The sequence below is a fragment of the Sphingobium sp. 15-1 genome, from assembly GCF_013375535.1.
In the GTDB taxonomy this organism is placed as follows: Bacteria; Pseudomonadota; Alphaproteobacteria; order Sphingomonadales; family Sphingomonadaceae; genus Sphingobium; species Sphingobium aromaticivastans.
Genome location: NZ_JABXJG010000002.1, coordinates 907,006 through 922,988, shown reverse-complemented (window position 1 = coordinate 922,988; position 15,983 = coordinate 907,006). Strand labels below are relative to the sequence as shown.

Sequence of the window (15,983 nt, the reverse complement as noted above, 5' to 3'; positions counted from 1 at the left end):
GCATTATTTAAGGAATAAACAATGGATTTCGCACTTACCGCCCGCCAGACTTCCTTTCGTGATCGCGTGCGCGCGTTCATCCAGACCAACGTCAAGCCCCGCCTTGCCGATTACGAAGCCGAAGTCGCGGCCGAACCCCGCTGGAAGGTGATGCAGGTCATCGAGGAGCTGAAGCCGCTGGCCCGCGAGGCGGGCTTGTGGAACCTCTTCATGCCCCCGCATTCGGGCCAGGAACATGTCGACAACAGCTTTGTGTTCGAGGGCGAGCAACTGACCAACCTCGAATATGCGCTGTGCGCCGAAGAGATGGGTCGGGTATTCTGGGGTTCGGAGATATTTAACTGCTCCGCGCCCGATACCGGCAACATGGAAGTGCTCCACCGATACGGCACGCTGGAGCAGAAGGAACAGTGGCTGCGCCCGCTGATGAACGGGGAAATCCGTTCCGCCTTCCTGATGACCGAACCCGACGTTGCTAGTTCGGATGCCACCAACATCCAGACGTCGATCCGGCGTGATGGCGATCATTATGTCGTCAACGGCCGCAAATGGTGGTCGACCGGCACCGGCGATCCGCGCTGCAAGATCGCGGTGGTGATGGGCAAGACCGATCCCAATGCCGACAAATATCACCAGCAAAGCATGATCCTGGTGCCGATGGATGCGCCGGGCGTGCAGATCAAGCGCATGCTCAACGTCTATGGCTACGACCATGCGCCGCATGGGCACGGCGAAGTCGTGCTGGACAATGTGCGGATTCCCGCGACCAACATGCTGCTGGGCGAAGGACGCGGTTTCGAAATCGCGCAGGGACGGCTCGGGCCGGGCCGCATCCATCACTGCATGCGGACCATCGGCGTGGCTGAGAATGCGCTTGAAGCGATGGCGAGCCGCCTGTTGTCGCGGCAGGCTTTCGGCAAGCCGATCGCGAGCCAGTCGGTATGGGAGCAACGCATTGCGCGCGCGCGCATCGACATCGAAATGACGCGGCTGCTCTGCCTCAAGGCGGCGGACATGATGGACCAGGCCGGCAACAAGAGCGCGCAGGTCGAGATCGCGATGCTGAAGGTCCAGGCTCCGATGATGGCGTGCCAGATCCTCGATGACGCCATTCAGGCGCATGGCGGCGCGGGGGTGTGCGACGATTTCGATCTCGCCTTCGACTGGGCGAACACCCGCACGCTGCGGCTGGCGGACGGTCCCGACGAAGTGCATGCGCGCGCCATCGCGCGGGCGGAGTTCAAGAAATACAAGGATGTGACGGGTGACAGCTTGTCGAGCGGCGATGTAGGGGCTGCGCGCTGATGCCGGGAGTGCTCGCCTCTCCTCGCCTCAGGGCAAGTCGGGATGACCGCAATGTCTGAACCGGCAATCGTCGACAATGCCATCGACATTGGCAAGCTGACAAGGTGGATGCAGGACCACGTCCCGGAGTTCGAGGGGCCGATCCAGCTCGACAAATTCGCGGGCGGCCAATCGAACCCGACCTTTGCGCTCGACACGGCGACGCAGCATTATGTGCTGCGTCGCAAGCCTGCGGGCGCCTTGCTGGCCTCCGCCCATGCCGTCGACCGCGAATTTCGGCTGCTGAGCGCGCTGTATCCCGAATGCTTTCCCGTGCCTCGTCCCATCGCCCTGTGCGAGGACGGCGCGGTGATCGGATCGGCATTTTACGTCATGGAGCGGATCAAGGGGCGGACACTGTGGGACGGTGCGCTGCCCGATGAAACTCCAGCGGCGCGCCGGGCGATCTATGAGCAGATGGTGGAAACGCTGGCGCGGCTGCATCGGTTCGATCCGGCGCGGGTCGGCCTGACGGATTACGGCCGGCCCGGCAATTATTTCGAGCGGCAGGTGGCGCGCTGGAGCCGCCAATATCGCGCCTCGCAAACCGAGGATGTGCCGGAAGTCGAAAAGCTGATGGAATGGCTTGCCCGAACCGTGCCCGAGCAGACGGCGTCGACGATCATTCATGGCGACTATCGGCTGGACAACCTGATTTTCGAGCCGTCAGGGCCGAAGGTGCTGGCGGTCATCGACTGGGAATTGAGCACGATCGGTGATCCGTTGGCGGATTTCAGCTATTTCGCGGCGCACTGGTTGATGCCTGCCGATGGTCTTGCGGCTCTTGGCAATGTCGATCTGGAGGCGGCGGGCATTCCCTCGCTCGAAGAGATTACCGACCTTTATTGCGCGATAAGCGGGCGGCCGCGCATCGCGAACCCCCACTGGTATTTCGCATTCAACCTCTTCCGGATCGTCGGGATCATCCAGGGGATCCGCAAACGCATTATCGACGGCACAGCCTCAAGCCTCGAGGCGGAAACGGCCGCAGCGAAGCTCGTGCCGATGGCGCGGCTTGGCTGGGAACAGGCCCGGCTGGCTGGTGCCCTCGAACCGTAAAGATTGGAGAGTGATATGAAAAATCTGTTCGACCTCAGCGGCAAGGTCGCCATCGTGACAGGGTCGTCGCGCGGTATCGGGCGCGCGATCGCGGAAGCGCTGGCCAATGCGGGTGCACAAGTCGTCATATCCAGCCGCAATCTGGATGCGTGCGAGGAGGCTGCCGCGGCGATCAACGCGGATCTGGGTGAAACATGCGCGGTGGCGATCGCGGCGGACATTGCGGTGAAGGACGATCTGCGGGCGCTGGTCGCGGAGACGGAAAAGCGGCTGGGGCCGGTGGACGTTCTGGTCTGCAATGCGGCGGTCAGTTCGCATTATGGACCGACGCTCGAAATTCCGGACGATGAATTCCACAAGATCATCAACGGCAACATTCTCTCCAACCAGTGGCTCGTCCAGCTTGTCGCGCCTGGAATGATCGAGCGGCAGGCCGGTTCGATCATCATTGTCGCTTCGCTCGGCGCCTATCTCGGGTCCGGCATGATCGGCACCTACCATGTGTCAAAGGCCGCCGACCTCCAGATGGTTCGCAACCTCGCGGTCGAACTCGGCAAGCACAGCATTCGGGTGAACGCGATCTCGCCCGGCATCACGAAGACGGATTTCGCGAAGCGGCTTTGGGAAGACCCGGCTGGTGTCGAGCAGGTAACCAAGCGCACGCCCCTGTGCCGCATTGGCGTGCCGGGCGAAATGGCAGGTGCGGCTGTCTATCTGGCGGCCGAGGCCAGCGCCTTCATGACGGGTCAGTCGCTGCTCATCGACGGCGGCATGGCGATAGGCCCGGCGAGGCTTTGATACCGGTCGACGCGGATCGGCGGCAGATGGAATGCGGCACGCCGCAACAGGAAGTCAGGAATGAAATATGAGCAAATTGTTTGACCTGAGCGGCAAGGTCGCAATCGTGACGGGATCGTCGCGGGGCATTGGCCGCGCCATCGCTGAGGCATTGGCCGACGCGGGCGCTCGCGTTGTCATTTCCAGCCGCAAACAGGCTTCCTGCGACGAGGTGGCGGCTGCCATCAACGCGTGTTGCGGCGAAGGGCGCGCAATCGCCATCGAAGCCAGCATTTCGAACAAGGCGGCGCTTGAGGCGCTGGTCAAGAACGCCCAGGAGAGACTTGGCCCGATCGATATCCTGATCTGCAACGCGGCGTCCAACCCCTATTACGGCCCCACTCTGGGTATCAACGACGACCAGTTCCGCAAAATTCTGGAAAACAACATCCTGTCGAACCACTGGCTGGCGCAGACGGTCGCGCCGTCCATGATCGAGCGCAAATCGGGATCGATCGTCATCGTTTCGTCGATCGGCGCCTATATCGGTTCGGACACCATCGGCACCTATCATCTGTCGAAAGCGGCGGATCTGGCAATGGTCCGCAATCTGGCCGTCGAATTTGGACCCCACAAGGTGCGGGTCAACGCCATCTCGCCGGGCGTGACACGGACCGATTTCGCCAAGGCGCTGTGGGAAGATCCCGCAAAGGAGAAGGCGTTCAGCCAGCAAATCCCGCTGCGCCGCATCGGGGAGCCGGGAGAAATGGCGGGAGCCGCCCTTTTCCTTGCATCCGACGCCTCTTCCTATGTGACCGGTCAGGCCATCGTCGTGGACGGCGGCATGACCATCGCACCGGTGGCGTGAATACAGGATCAAAATCATGGCGCGCTTCACGAATAAAGTTGTGGCGGTTACTGGCGCGGCCTCAGGCATCGGCGCCGCGACAACGCGTCTGTTCGCAAATGAAGGCGCGCAGGTGATCGCGTTCGATACAAGCCCGGCATTGGCGGACAGCTTTGCTGGGGATGACGCCATCATCACGATGCAGGGCGACGCTGGACGCGAGGAGGATGTGCTGGCGATGTATTCGCTGGCAACAAGCCGCTTCGGCGGCGTCGACATCGTCTGCGCGAACGCGGGCGTGACGGGCGGCGAAGCCGGATTGTTCGACCAGAGTGTCGAAAGCTGGGAACAGGTGTTGCGCATCAACCTGATCGGTCCGTTTCTGGCCGTCCGGCTTGGCGCCAGGACCATGTTGGATACCGGCAGGATCGGCTCCATCGTCTGCACCGCTTCGGTCGCGGCGCTGCGCGCGGGGGCGGGCGGTCCGGCCTATTCGGCATCGAAGGCGGGCGTCATGAACCTCGTGCAGATCGCGGCTCAGCAGCTTGCCGGATCGGGCATTCGCGTCAACGCGGTCTGCCCCGGCCTCATCGAAAGCGGCATGACCAAAGACCTGTATGACAAGGCGCGCGCCAAGGGCCGGGAGGGGTCGATCGGCAAGCTCAACCCGCTCCGGCGCGGCGGACATCCGGCCGAAATCGCTCAGGCTATCGCCTTTCTCGCATCGGACGATGCCAGCTACGTCAACGGGCACGCCCTGGTCGTGGATGCAGGGCTTTCGACTTCTCACCCCTTCGCCCGACCCAGCGCTCTGGGCGAGACCATTTTTTGAGAGAGATATTATGATCGAGACTCATCGCCACGGCACTGTTCTGGAACTCAAGATCGGCAATCCGCCCGTCAATGCGCTGTCCGAGGATGTCCGGCGCGGAGTCTATCAGGCGGTGCAGGCCGCCCAGACCGACGATGGCGTTTCCGCCGTGGTGATCCACGGGGCAGGGCGGATGTTCAGCGCGGGCGCCGACATCACCGAGTTCGGCAAGCCGCTTGCCGAGCCGGGACTTGCGGTGGTGATCGACGCGATCGAAGCCAGTGCCAAGCCTGTCGTCGCAGCCATCCATGGTTCCGCGCTGGGCGGCGGGCTGGAGGTCGCGCTGGGCGCGCACTATCGCATGGCGACTGCGAGCGCGAAGCTCGGGCTACCCGAAGTCGCGCTGGGTCTGTTGCCCGGTGCCGGCGGCACCCAGCGCCTTCCCCGCCTCGTCGGCATCCCTGCGGCGCTCGACATGATCGTTTCGGGTAGCCCCATTTCAGGGACCAAGGCGCTGGAAATCGGTCTTCTGGACAAGGTCGTGCCGGAGGCAAGCCTGGTGGAAGACGCCATCGCTTACGCCGCGACGATCGACCGGCCGCGTCCCACCGGCGAGCGTGCCGTCTCCTTCGAGGGGGACGAGTTCGACCGGTTCGCGGAACAGAATGCGCGCAAGATCAAGGGTCTCGACGCGCCTCAGGCCTGCATCGAGGCCGTCCGGGCGGCGACCACCTTGTCGCTTGCCGAGGGGCAGGAGAAGGAGCGGAGCCTTTTTCATCGGTTGATGGACGGCGCGCAATCGAAGGCGTTGCGCCATGCGTTCTTTGCCGAGCGCGCCGCCGCCAAGATCGACGGCCAGCCCAAGGATGTGCCGTTGCGGTCCATCGCAAAAGTCGGTGTGATCGGCGCAGGTACGATGGGCGGCGGAATTTCCATGAATTTCCTGTCTGCCGGCATTCCGGTCACGATCGTAGAGATGGCCCAGGAAGCGCTCGACCGCGGCACAAGCTTGATGCGCAAAAATTATGAGGCCACCGCAGCCAAGGGGCGCATGACCAGCGCGCAGGTCGAGGGCGCGCTGGCGCTGCTTATGCCCACGCTGGATTTCAACGCCCTTTCGGACTGCGATCTCATCATCGAGGCCGTCTACGAAAATATGGACGTGAAGAAGGAGATTTTCGCGCGGCTCGACGGCATCGCCAAGCAGGGCGCGATCCTAGCCTCCAACACATCCTACCTGTCGGTCGATGAAATCGCGCAGGCGACGAAGCGGCCGCAGGACGTTGTCGGCCTGCATTTCTTCTCACCTGCCAATATCATGAAGCTGGTCGAAGTGGTGCGCGGCGACAAGACCGCGCCGGACGTGCTGGCCACCGGCATGGCGATCGCGCGCAAGATCGGCAAGGTGCCGGTGGTATCGGGCGTGTGCTTCGGCTTCATCGGCAACCGGATGCTGGACCCTCGGCTGGAGGGTGCGATGGAGATGCTGCTGGAAGGTGCGACGCCCGATCAGATCGACCGTGTCTCGGTCGCCTTCGGCATGCCGATGGGGCCGTTACAGATGATCGACCTCGCCGGCGTCGACATCGGCTGGCATCGCGACCCCACCCGTATCGAAAGCCTGCGTGACGCGCTCAATGCCGTGGGCCGCTGGGGGCAGAAGGCCGGTGGCGGCTTCTACGACTATGACGAGAAGCGCCGTCATCTTCCCTCCCCGGTCGCGAGCGGGATCATCGACGCGTTCCGGGCGAAGGCCGGCGTGACGCCGCGCGCCATTTCCGACGAGGAAATCATGGTTCGCACCATGCACGTCATGGTCAATGAAGGGGCCAAGATTCTGAGCGAGGGCATCGCCCAGCGTGCATCGGACATCGATGTCGTCTGGATCTACGGTTATGGCTGGCCGCGACATACCGGCGGACCGATGTTCTGGGCGGAGCAGGTCGGCCTCGCCACCGTCGTTGCCGACCTTGAGCGCTATGCGGATCGGCTGGGCGACGACTTCTCGCTGTCACCGCTTCTGGTCGATGCTGCGCGCAGTGGCCGGTCGCTCGACGAGGCGAACGCCGGATGAGCGACATGCTGGTGCTCTTGCAGGCCGATACCGGGGTCACGCACCATTCGGATTGGCTGACGGTTGATCAGGCGATGATCGACCGGTTCGCGGATGCGACGATGGACTGGCAGCATATCCATGTCGATCCGGAGCGGGCGCGCGAGACCCGTTTCGGGGGCACCATTGCGCACGGCTTTCTGGTCCTGTCGTTGCTTTCCTATCTTGAGGAAAAGACCACGGCGGCACGATTGCCGGACATCAAGGTCGGCGTGAATTACGGCTTTGACCGCGTGCGGTTCGTGTCGCCGGTAAAGGCCGGCAGCCGTATCCGTTCGGTTTCGACGCTCAGGAGCGTGAAAGAGAAGAACCCCGGCCACTTCGAGCAGACGCAGCACATCTGCGTGGAAGTCGAGGGGCAGGAAAAGCCCGCTGTCGTGGCGACGTGGGTAACCCAGTTTTTTGTGTGACCATAAGGGTCTGCCTAGGAGATTTATAATGCAGGACGCCGTTATCGTGTCAGCCGCGCGGACTCCCATCGGGCGCGCCTATCGCGGTGCGTTCAACGCGACACCGTCGCCGACCCTTGCTGCTCATGCGATCCGGGCGGCGGTGTCCCGCGCCGGCATAGATCCGGCCGAAATCGACGATGTGCTGCTGGGCGCATCGTTGCAGCAGGGCTATCAGTCCACCATCGGCCGAACCGCCGCGATGCGTGCCGGACTGCCTGTCACCGTCGCGGGCATGTCGCTCGACCGGCAATGCGCTTCCGGTCTCATGACAATCGCCACAGCGGCCAAGCAGATCATGGTCGACCGGATGAAGGTGATCGTGGCGGGCGGCGTCGAATCCATTTCGCTGGTGCAGACAGACGCGCTCAGGATCGATGAGGATCCCGAACTGGTGGCGATGGTGCCCGACATGTTCATGCCCATGTTGCAAACCGCCGAAACCGTCGCGCGGCGTTATGGCATCGGGCGTGAGCGGCAGGACGCCTATGCGCTGCGGTCGCAGCAGCGCACGGCGGCCGCGCAGCAGAATGGCGCGTTCGATGACGAGATCGTGCCCGTCGAAGCGACCATGACGGTGCGCGACAAGGCCACCGGCGCGGTGTCGTCCCAGCTCGTCACGCTGACCAAGGATGAGGGCGCACGGCCCGAAACGACCGCCGAAGGACTGGCCGCGCTCAAGACCGTGGTCGAAGGCGGCACGATAACGGCGGGCAATGCGAGCCAGTTGTCCGACGGTGCGGCGGCTGTCGTCGTCATGGACGCCGGTCTCGCTGCCGAACGCGGGCTGCGTCCGCTGGGCCGTTATGTCGGCATGGCGGTTGCGGGCACGGAACCTGACGAAATGGGCATCGGCCCGGTGTTCGCCATTCCCAAGCTGCTCCAGCGTTTCGGCCTCACCATGGACGACATCGGCCTTTGGGAACTCAACGAAGCCTTTGCCGTCCAGGTGATCTATTGTCAGGACAGGCTGGGCATCCCGGAAGACCGGCTGAACGTGAACGGCGGGGCGATTTCCATCGGCCATCCCTACGGCATGTCGGGCGCGCGTCTGGTTGCCCACGCTCTGATCGAAGGGCGTCGGCGCGGGGCGCGCCATGTCGTGGTGACGATGTGCGTCGGGGGCGGCATGGGCGCTGCCGGCCTGTTCGAGGTTCTGTGATGAAAGCCTTGCTTTCCATCGAACCGGGCGGCCCGGAATCCCTGAGGCTGTCCGATATTCCGGTGCCGGACCCCGGCCCTGGCGAGTTGCGCGTGCGCGTGCTGGCCTGCGGCATCAACTACCCCGACGTTCTGGTCATCGAGGACAAATATCAGTTCAAGCCGCCACGGCCTTTCGCGCCGGGTGTCGAGGTTTCGGGCATCGTGGATGCGATGGGCGAGGGCGTGACGGGCTGGCGACAGGGCGACAGTCTGATCGCGACTCTTGCTCAATCCAGCGGCGGCCTTGCCGAATATGCCGTGTTCGATGCGGCTGACGCGTTCAAGATTCCCGCAGGGCAAGATCCCGTCGCTGCTGCCGGGCTTTTGCTCACCTATGCCACCACGATCCATGCGCTCGTCGATCGGGGAAATCTGACAGCGGGTGAGACGCTTCTGGTGCTGGGGGCGGCGGGCGGCGTCGGGCTGGCGGCCATCGAAATCGGCAAGGTCATGGGCGCGCGCGTCGTCGCTGCCGTATCCAGCGAGGAAAAGGCGAAGGTGGTCCTTGCCGCCGGGGCCGACGACGTCATGGTCTATGGCCGCGCGCCGTTCGACAAGGAGCAGGCGCGCGCTCTGGGGCTGGCGTTCAAGGAACGGGTGGGACCGGAGGGCGCGCATGTCATCTACGATCCCGTGGGTGGCGACTATGCCGAGCCGGCCCTCCGCTGCATTGCCTGGGAAGGCCGCTATCTGGTCGTCGGCTTTCCGGCCGGGATACCGAAGATAGCGCTCAATCTGCCGCTCCTCAAATCCTGCGATATTCGCGGCATCTTCTGGGGCGGCTTCGCCAAGCGCGCGCCAGACCATAACCGGCGCAATATCCTGCAATTGATCGACTGGTGGACGGCGGGCCGCATCGCGCCCAAGATCGATCAGATTTTTCCTCTCGCCCGAGGCGGCGAGGCCATTGCCCGGCTCGCAAGCCGGTCGGCGGTCGGGAAAGTCATCGTCACGATGGACGCATGATGGACAGCGGAATCGTCCTGGGCATGTCCGCGCCCCGAGCGATCGGGGTTCTGCCGGTGATGTCCATCGTCCTGACAGGGCTGGCAAGCGCCGCCATCATCGTTGCGATGCCCGGGCTGCTCGCCGGCATGTCCTCGAATATCGGCCTGACCGACAGCGAGATCGCGCTCATCACCTCTTCGGAGATGGGCGGGACGACGGTAACGACCCTTTTCGTGGCAGCATGGCTGAGCAGGCTCGACCGGCGCAAGGCGGCCCTTGTCGGGCTGGTTCTGATCATATTGGCAAATCTGCTTTCCGCTTATGCCACGACCTTCCTGACGCTCATCGTCGCCCGCTTCATCGCGGGTCTGGCGGCTGGCGCGCTTCAGGGAATATTGTCCGCCAGCATCGCGGTCACTCCGATACCAGATCGTATCTTTGCGATCTATCTCACCGCAAATCTTACCGCGACGACCGTCATGCTGGCCCTACTGAGCCGGCTTAGTGCCATAGGACATCCGCAATGGCTTTTCATGTCGGTCGTCACTCTGGCGACGCTCGCCATTTTGTTGCTTCGCTGGTTGCCCACAGGCGTCGCGGCTCTTCAACCCAAGGCGGAGAAAATTACGAAGCCCGGCCATGGATATGGCCTGTCCGCGCTGCTCGGGACTTTCATTCTGCTGGTCGGCGTCGGTCTTACATGGCCGCTGGTGGGCGTGCTGGGGCTGGATCGCGACATGTCGGGCGAAGCGGTTGCCAACGCCCTGTCCTTAGCAACCATAGGTGGCATCGCTGCGAGCCTTCTGGTGTCCGCCGTAGGGGACAGGGCGGGGCGGCGGCTGCCCATATCGGCTGGCGCGGCGGGCCTGAGCATCGCCGTGTTGATCTTTGTGTTCGACAGCGGCCGGACGAGTTTCGCGGCGGCGGCCTTTGTCTTCATGTTCTGCTGGGTGCTGATCCTGCCCTATTGCGCCGGGCTGGTCGCCACGATCGATCCCAGCGGACGCCTTTCGGTCCTGTGGGTCACGATGCAGTTTGCCGGCCTCGCCACTGGGCCGATCATCGCCGCCGGCCTGTTGCCGTCATCCGCCGATCTGCCCTTCTACGGCTCGTTCATGTGCTTTGGCATTGCCGCTGCCTTGACCCTCTATGCCGAGCGCGGATCGCGTTCGGCCCCTGAAATTCTGGAGAATCCCGTTTCATGACAACCAAATCCCGTGCGTGGACGCTCGTGAGGAGGGCCGAAGGCCTCCCCAGCAGCGATCTGTTCGAATTGCGCGACTTTGACGATGCGCCGCTTGCCGAAGGCGAGGTTCGGGTGCGGAACGACTGGCTCACGGTCGGGCCGGCCATGCGGGTGCGGATGTCGGCAGAGACGCGCGGCTATCTTGCGCCCTATGTTCTGGGCGATCCCATTCCGGGCTGGGCCGTGGGCGAAGTGATCGCGTCACGCTCCGCCGATTTCAAACCCGGCGACCGGGTTCTTCACCAGTTCGGCATGCGCGATTACGGGCAGGGGCCTGCATCGAGCTTCGAAAAGCTGCCCTCGTCCGGCGCGCTCGAACATTATCTGAACGCCATGGGTTCTACCGGCTTTGTCGCCTATTTTGGCCTGTTCGAAATTGCGAAGGCCAAAGCCGGGGAGACGCTGTTCGTGTCGGCCGCGGCGGGTGCGGTCGGCAGCACTGCCGTGCAGATCGGCAAGGCCATCGGCCTGAAGGTCGTCGGCTCCGCTGGAGGCAGCGCCAAGGCCAAGCGGTTGAAAGAGATCGGCGCCGACGCGGTGATCGATTACAAATCCCCCGGTTCGCTGGAGGAAAAGCTGGCGGCGGCGGCTCCGCAGGGCATCGACATCTACCTCGACAATGTGGGGGGCGAGCATCTCGACGCCGCGCTCTCCAGCGCGAACCCGAATGCGCGGTTTGCGATCAGCGGAATGATCGGCAGCTATAATCAGGAGCGCGCCTCCGAAACGATGCACAACCTCAACCGCATCGTGACGCAGCGTATCCATATTCAGGGCTATCTGCCCTATTCCGACCGTGCCGACCTGCTGGGTGCCTTTCGCGAGCAGATGTCCGCATGGATCGCGGACGGAACCGTTCGTCCATGGCAGGAAATCCGTGACGGGCTGGAGAGTGTTCCGCAAGCCATTCAGGATCTTTTCGCCGGTGGTTTCGCGGGCAAGCCCCTCATTCGCCTCAACATCGAGGACGCGCGCCCTTGACCGGCGAGGTTCATTCGCCCTCCGCAGGCAGCGGAGGCAGCCATCGAAAGGACGACTTCATGATAGCTCCCCATATTTCGCTTTCCGGGCGCGTCGCTCTTGTGACCGGCGCCGGCCAGGGCCTGGGCCGTGCACACGCCCTCGCGCTGGCCCGGCATGGCGCCATGGTCGCGGTGAATGACCTGTCCCAAAAGGATGCCGAGGCGGTCGCGCAGGAAATCGTCGCCGCGGGCGGACAGGCCATCGCCTGTTCGGCCAACGTCGCTGATCCCGGCAGCGTAACCGGGATGCTCGATGAGATCGTGGCGCGATGGGGACAAGTCGACATCCTCGTCAACAATGCCGGCATCTTGCGCGATCGCACCTTCGCAAAGTCGACCATCGAAGATTTTCGGGCCGTGATCGACGTGAACCTGATGGGATCGGTCCATTGCACGCACGCCGTCTGGAACCTGATGCGCGAACAGGGATATGGCCGGGTGGTCTTCACCACCTCATCGTCGGGACTATACGGGAATTTCGGCCAGGCGAATTACAGCGCGGCCAAGATGGCGCTGGTCGGCCTGATGCAGACGCTCGCGATCGAGGGGGAGCGCTACGGCATCCATGTCAATTGCCTGGCGCCCAGCGCGGCGACGGGCATGACCAGCGGCCTCTACGACAGCGGCGACCTTGCGCGTCTGGGCAGCGATATGGTCGCCCCCGCCATCGTCGCCTTATGCGCCGAAGAAGCGCCGACCCGTGCCATCATGCTCGCTGGCGCGGGCCGGTTCGCACGGGCGCATGTGACGATGACCAGAGGCGCCTATCTGATCGAGGAAGAAGATATGGCGGCGGCTATCCTGTCGCAGATGGACAGGATCGGTGACCGTGCGGGCGAGCATGTGCCGGCGTCCGGCCCGGAACAGCACCGCATGGAAGTGGCCGGGCTGCAAGAGCTCGTCCGGTAACGCCGCTACCGAATATGAGGGGATATGGCGAAGGCTTTTTGAGGCCCTACAGGGTTCTCGATCTGTGCGATCACCGCGGGCTGCTGGCCGGCCATATGCTGGCGCAGATGGGCGCGGACGTCGTGCAGGTGGAACCCGAACGGGGGAATCCTGCCCGGCAGCTCGCGCCGTTCGCGCCGGATTGGCCCGACGGGGATCAATCCTTGTTCTGGGCCACTTACGCCGCGGGCAAGCGGTCCATCGTCGTGGATCCCGGTCGGGAAGAGGCGCTATGGGAGCGTTTGCTGCAATCGGCCGATCTGCTGATCGAGTCCTTTACGCCCGCGCAAGGGCGGCCGTCCTGGCTCGATCCGCGCGTGTTGGCCGAACGCCATCCGCACCTTATCCATGTTTCGATCACGCCGTTCGGACTGGAAGGCTCCAAACACGACTGGCCGGACAGTGAGATCACCTTGTGGGCAGCGGGCGGCCCTCTCTGGCTGACGCGCGGGCATGACGACCGCCCATTGCGGATCAGCGTGCCGCAAGCCTATCTGCATGCCGGAGCGACGGCCGCCAGCGCGGCCCTGATCGCGCTGGCCGACCGCACGCGCACGGGCCTGGGCCAGCATGTCGATCTGGCGGTCGTGCAGACCCTGTCCCAGTGCACGCTCGGAGCGGTCCTTGCCGAAGGAGTAGCGCATGCGGATTTCGTCCCGCGCAGGAAGGCGGGGGACGACCATGTGGTGGACCTGAGCGGCAGCGGGTCCATCACGCGCAAGTCCAAATGGACAGTGTCGGACGGTCTGGCGGAGATGCATCTGGGCATCGGGCTAGCCGCCGGTCCCGCATCCAACAAGCTCATGACATGGATGCGCGATGAGGGCTGGTTCCACCCGACATTCAGCAACTGGGACTGGAGCACGCTTCACGAGAAGATCCTTGCCGGGGACGTCAGCGAGGCCGATCTCGACGCGGTTCGGGCCTGGGTGCAATCCTTTCTCGCCACGCGGCACAAGGACGAACTGGTCGGGGTCGCGATCCAGCGCGGCGTCCGCATAGCGCCGATCCTGACGGTTGCCGATCTGGCCGAAAGCCCTCAGTTAGCGGCGCGTGACTTCATCGACACCATAAATGGTCCCTTCGGGCCCTACAGGATGCCGGGGGCTTTCGCCCGCGGCTGCCCTGACGGATTTGTGCAGCCCCGTCCTGCTCCCCGGCTGGGCGAACATGACGCCGAAGTCCGGGACGAGTGGTTGGCCGGAAGGCGGTCGCTGCCCGCTCCTGCCGTCGCCCACAACATGAGTGACAGGCCGCTGGAGGGACTGAAAGTGCTCGACCTTGCCTGGGTGGTCGCGGGTCCGTTGATGGGACGCACCCTGGCAGACTTCGGCGCGGCGGTCGTGCGCGTTGAATCCTCGCGTCGGGTCGAGACCGCGCGCGTCATGGGGCCGTTCCCGCACGGCCAATATGACGTGCAGCAATCCGCGCTGTTCGAGACCTGCAACGCCGGCAAGTTGGGACTGTCGCTCGACCTGTCCAAGGAACCGGCGCGCGACGTCGTTCGCGATCTCGTCCGGTGGGCCGATGTCCTTGTCGAATCCTTCACGCCCGGCCAGATGGCCAAATGGAATCTTTCCTATGAAGAACTGCGTGCCATCAATCCCGAACTGGTGATGGTGAGCACATCCCTGTCCGGGCAGGATGGTCCCAACGCACGCTATTCGGGATATGGGAACCACGGCGCGGCCCTTTCCGGGTTTCAATATATCGTTGGTGGAACTGACGGGCGTCTGGTCGGTCCTTATGGGCCCTATACAGACTTTGTGGCGCCGCGCTTTGGTCTGGCGGCGCTGCTTGCCGCGCTGGATTACCGGCGGCGGACAGGCAAAGGGTGCCATCTCGACATATCCCAGGTCGAGGCGGGCGTGCAGTTTCTGGCGCCGCAAATCGCGGCCTGCTCGGTGACAGGCGAGATACAGGGGGCGGTGGGCAATCGCGACGCGCTGATGGCGCCCCATGGCGTATTCCGGGCGGCTGGCGACGATCAATGGATCGCCATCGCTGTCGAGAATGACGGGCAGTGGCGCGATCTGGCCCTGCTGATGGGCGGCGCAAGTCTGGAACGGGACGAGCGCTTCGCCACCGCGCAAATGCGCCGGGCGCATGTCGACGATCTGGAGGCAATCGTCGAGGACTGGACGGCAGCGCGGGATGTGCAATGGCTGGAGCAAAGCTTGCGCCGGTGCGGCATTCCTGCCCATCGCGTCCAGTCCATCTACGGCATGGGTGCCGATCCACAAATGCGCGAGCGGGAACATCTGGTTCGGGTCGACCATCCCCTATCCGGCACGGCGATGATCGAGGCTGCGCCATTCCGCCTGTCGCGCACGCCTGCGCGCTATGAGCTTTGTGCGCCGCCCTATGGCCGGGACAATGATCGCGTGCTGCGTGGGATTCTGGGTTACGGCAAGGACCGTCTCGACGCCTTGGCGACGGCGGACGCCTTGGCCTGATCGACGGCTAAAGCGCCATTCTGCAGCATGAGGGAAGGGCTGTGATCGAACTATATCATTGCGATGGCGCACGATCGTTTCGCGCGCTCTGGATGCTGGAAGAATTGGGTGCGGAATACAGGTTGCACATGCTGCCGTTTCCGCCCCGTTTTCGCGCGCCCGACTATCTGGAAATCAATCCGCTGGGCACGATTCCTTTTATGATCGTGGATGGAGCAGCAATGAGCGAATCCTCTGCCATCGTGCAATATCTGGCGGACACTCATCCCGGCGCGGGGCTGTCCGTTGCCCCGTCCGATCGCGCCTATCCCGATTATCTCAACTTTCTGCACATGGGGGAAGCGACGCTCACTTTCCCGCAGACGCTGTATTTTCGCTACGCCATGCTGGAACCGCAGGAGCGCCGCAACCCGCAAGTGGCGGAGGATTATCGACGCTGGTTCCTCAAGCGCCTGGACGTGGCGATGGGTATGATGAGCGGGCGGGATTATGCGTGCGGCGATCATTTCACGGCAGCCGACATATCGGTCGGCTATGCCATCAAATTCGCGGGAGCGCTCGGCCTTGGCGATGATCTCGTTCCTGCGGCGATCCAATATTTCCGCAGGCTCGAAGCACGCCAGGCCTATCGGCGGGCCATGGCGGTCGAACGGGACAATGCCATCGGATGACCGGACACAGCGGGTGTTCCTCCTCGGGCGTCCTGCGATCCTGCCCAAATTGCGACTACAGCGTTGCGCGATAGGGTCATGGCGACTGA

The 15,983-nt window shown here is 63.7% G+C and carries 14 protein-coding genes; all 14 read left to right on the top strand.

Translation table 11 applies throughout. The features are described 5' to 3' along the window. Positions 1 to 21 precede the first annotated feature (21 nt). Positions 22 to 1,305, top strand: coding sequence for an acyl-CoA dehydrogenase family protein (locus HUK72_RS20375; RefSeq protein ID WP_176598423.1), 1,284 nt, complete (start codon positions 22 to 24; stop codon positions 1,303 to 1,305). Positions 1,306 to 1,356: 51 nt separating this feature from the next. Continuing rightward, the gene (locus tag HUK72_RS20370) at positions 1,357 to 2,403 is read left to right on the top strand and encodes a phosphotransferase family protein (RefSeq protein ID WP_176598422.1); all 1,047 of its coding nucleotides are present in this window, start codon (positions 1,357 to 1,359) and stop codon (positions 2,401 to 2,403) included. Positions 2,404 to 2,418: 15 nt separating this feature from the next. Further along, on the top strand, positions 2,419 to 3,201 hold the full coding sequence (locus HUK72_RS20365) for an SDR family NAD(P)-dependent oxidoreductase (RefSeq protein ID WP_087575710.1): 783 nt from the start codon (positions 2,419 to 2,421) through the stop codon (positions 3,199 to 3,201). A 67-nt stretch (positions 3,202 to 3,268) separates the two neighbouring features. Further along, positions 3,269 to 4,048, top strand: a complete 780-nt coding sequence (locus HUK72_RS20360) for an SDR family NAD(P)-dependent oxidoreductase (protein ID WP_176598421.1) — start codon at positions 3,269 to 3,271, stop codon at positions 4,046 to 4,048. A 13-nt stretch (positions 4,049 to 4,061) separates the two neighbouring features. After that, positions 4,062 to 4,859, top strand: a complete 798-nt coding sequence (locus HUK72_RS20355; protein ID WP_176598897.1) for an SDR family NAD(P)-dependent oxidoreductase — start codon at positions 4,062 to 4,064, stop codon at positions 4,857 to 4,859. A 10-nt stretch (positions 4,860 to 4,869) separates the two neighbouring features. Continuing rightward, the gene (locus tag HUK72_RS20350) at positions 4,870 to 6,912 is read left to right on the top strand and encodes a 3-hydroxyacyl-CoA dehydrogenase NAD-binding domain-containing protein (RefSeq protein WP_176598420.1); all 2,043 of its coding nucleotides are present in this window, start codon (positions 4,870 to 4,872) and stop codon (positions 6,910 to 6,912) included. Next, positions 6,909 to 7,361 carry a MaoC family dehydratase gene (locus HUK72_RS20345; RefSeq protein WP_176598419.1) on the top strand — a complete coding sequence of 151 codons (453 nt, stop codon included), beginning with the start codon at positions 6,909 to 6,911 and terminating at the stop codon, positions 7,359 to 7,361. Before HUK72_RS20350 ends, HUK72_RS20345 begins: the two co-directional genes overlap by 4 nt. Before the next feature lie 28 nt (positions 7,362 to 7,389). Next, entirely contained in the window at positions 7,390 to 8,562 is a 1,173-nt protein-coding gene (locus tag HUK72_RS20340; protein ID WP_176598418.1) for an acetyl-CoA C-acyltransferase, read from the top strand. Beyond that, on the top strand, positions 8,562 to 9,569 hold the full coding sequence (locus HUK72_RS20335; protein ID WP_176598417.1) for an NADPH:quinone oxidoreductase family protein: 1,008 nt from the start codon (positions 8,562 to 8,564) through the stop codon (positions 9,567 to 9,569). Before HUK72_RS20340 ends, HUK72_RS20335 begins: the two co-directional genes overlap by 1 nt. Next, positions 9,566 to 10,756, top strand: a complete 1,191-nt coding sequence (locus HUK72_RS20330) for an MFS transporter (RefSeq protein ID WP_176598416.1) — start codon at positions 9,566 to 9,568, stop codon at positions 10,754 to 10,756. Before HUK72_RS20335 ends, HUK72_RS20330 begins: the two co-directional genes overlap by 4 nt. Further along, the gene (locus HUK72_RS20325) at positions 10,753 to 11,778 is read left to right on the top strand and encodes an NADP-dependent oxidoreductase (RefSeq protein ID WP_176598415.1); all 1,026 of its coding nucleotides are present in this window, start codon (positions 10,753 to 10,755) and stop codon (positions 11,776 to 11,778) included. Before HUK72_RS20330 ends, HUK72_RS20325 begins: the two co-directional genes overlap by 4 nt. A 59-nt stretch (positions 11,779 to 11,837) precedes the next feature. Then, complete coding sequence (locus tag HUK72_RS20320; RefSeq protein WP_176598414.1) at positions 11,838 to 12,728, top strand: SDR family NAD(P)-dependent oxidoreductase; 891 nt, start codon at positions 11,838 to 11,840, stop codon at positions 12,726 to 12,728. A gap of 14 nt (positions 12,729 to 12,742) precedes the next feature. Next, positions 12,743 to 15,223: a CoA transferase gene (locus HUK72_RS20315; RefSeq protein ID WP_218036186.1), complete on the top strand. Its 2,481-nt coding sequence runs from the start codon at positions 12,743 to 12,745 to the stop codon at positions 15,221 to 15,223. Positions 15,224 to 15,264: 41 nt separating this feature from the next. Beyond that, on the top strand, positions 15,265 to 15,894 hold the full coding sequence (locus tag HUK72_RS20310) for a glutathione S-transferase family protein (RefSeq protein ID WP_176598412.1): 630 nt from the start codon (positions 15,265 to 15,267) through the stop codon (positions 15,892 to 15,894). Positions 15,895 to 15,983: the final 89 nt, after the last annotated feature.

Coding starts and splice junctions, on each gene's coding strand:
- HUK72_RS20375 (WP_176598423.1), top strand. CDS start 22: ATGGATTTCGCACTTACCGCCCGCCAGACTTCCTTTCGTGATCGCGTG.
- HUK72_RS20370 (WP_176598422.1), top strand. CDS start 1,357: ATGTCTGAACCGGCAATCGTCGACAATGCCATCGACATTGGCAAGCTG.
- HUK72_RS20365 (WP_087575710.1), top strand. CDS start 2,419: ATGAAAAATCTGTTCGACCTCAGCGGCAAGGTCGCCATCGTGACAGGG.
- HUK72_RS20360 (WP_176598421.1), top strand. CDS start 3,269: ATGAGCAAATTGTTTGACCTGAGCGGCAAGGTCGCAATCGTGACGGGA.
- HUK72_RS20350 (WP_176598420.1), top strand. CDS start 4,870: ATGATCGAGACTCATCGCCACGGCACTGTTCTGGAACTCAAGATCGGC.
- HUK72_RS20345 (WP_176598419.1), top strand. CDS start 6,909: ATGAGCGACATGCTGGTGCTCTTGCAGGCCGATACCGGGGTCACGCAC.
- HUK72_RS20340 (WP_176598418.1), top strand. CDS start 7,390: ATGCAGGACGCCGTTATCGTGTCAGCCGCGCGGACTCCCATCGGGCGC.
- HUK72_RS20335 (WP_176598417.1), top strand. CDS start 8,562: ATGAAAGCCTTGCTTTCCATCGAACCGGGCGGCCCGGAATCCCTGAGG.
- HUK72_RS20330 (WP_176598416.1), top strand. CDS start 9,566: ATGATGGACAGCGGAATCGTCCTGGGCATGTCCGCGCCCCGAGCGATC.
- HUK72_RS20325 (WP_176598415.1), top strand. CDS start 10,753: ATGACAACCAAATCCCGTGCGTGGACGCTCGTGAGGAGGGCCGAAGGC.
- HUK72_RS20320 (WP_176598414.1), top strand. CDS start 11,838: ATGATAGCTCCCCATATTTCGCTTTCCGGGCGCGTCGCTCTTGTGACC.
- HUK72_RS20315 (WP_218036186.1), top strand. CDS start 12,743: ATGAGGGGATATGGCGAAGGCTTTTTGAGGCCCTACAGGGTTCTCGAT.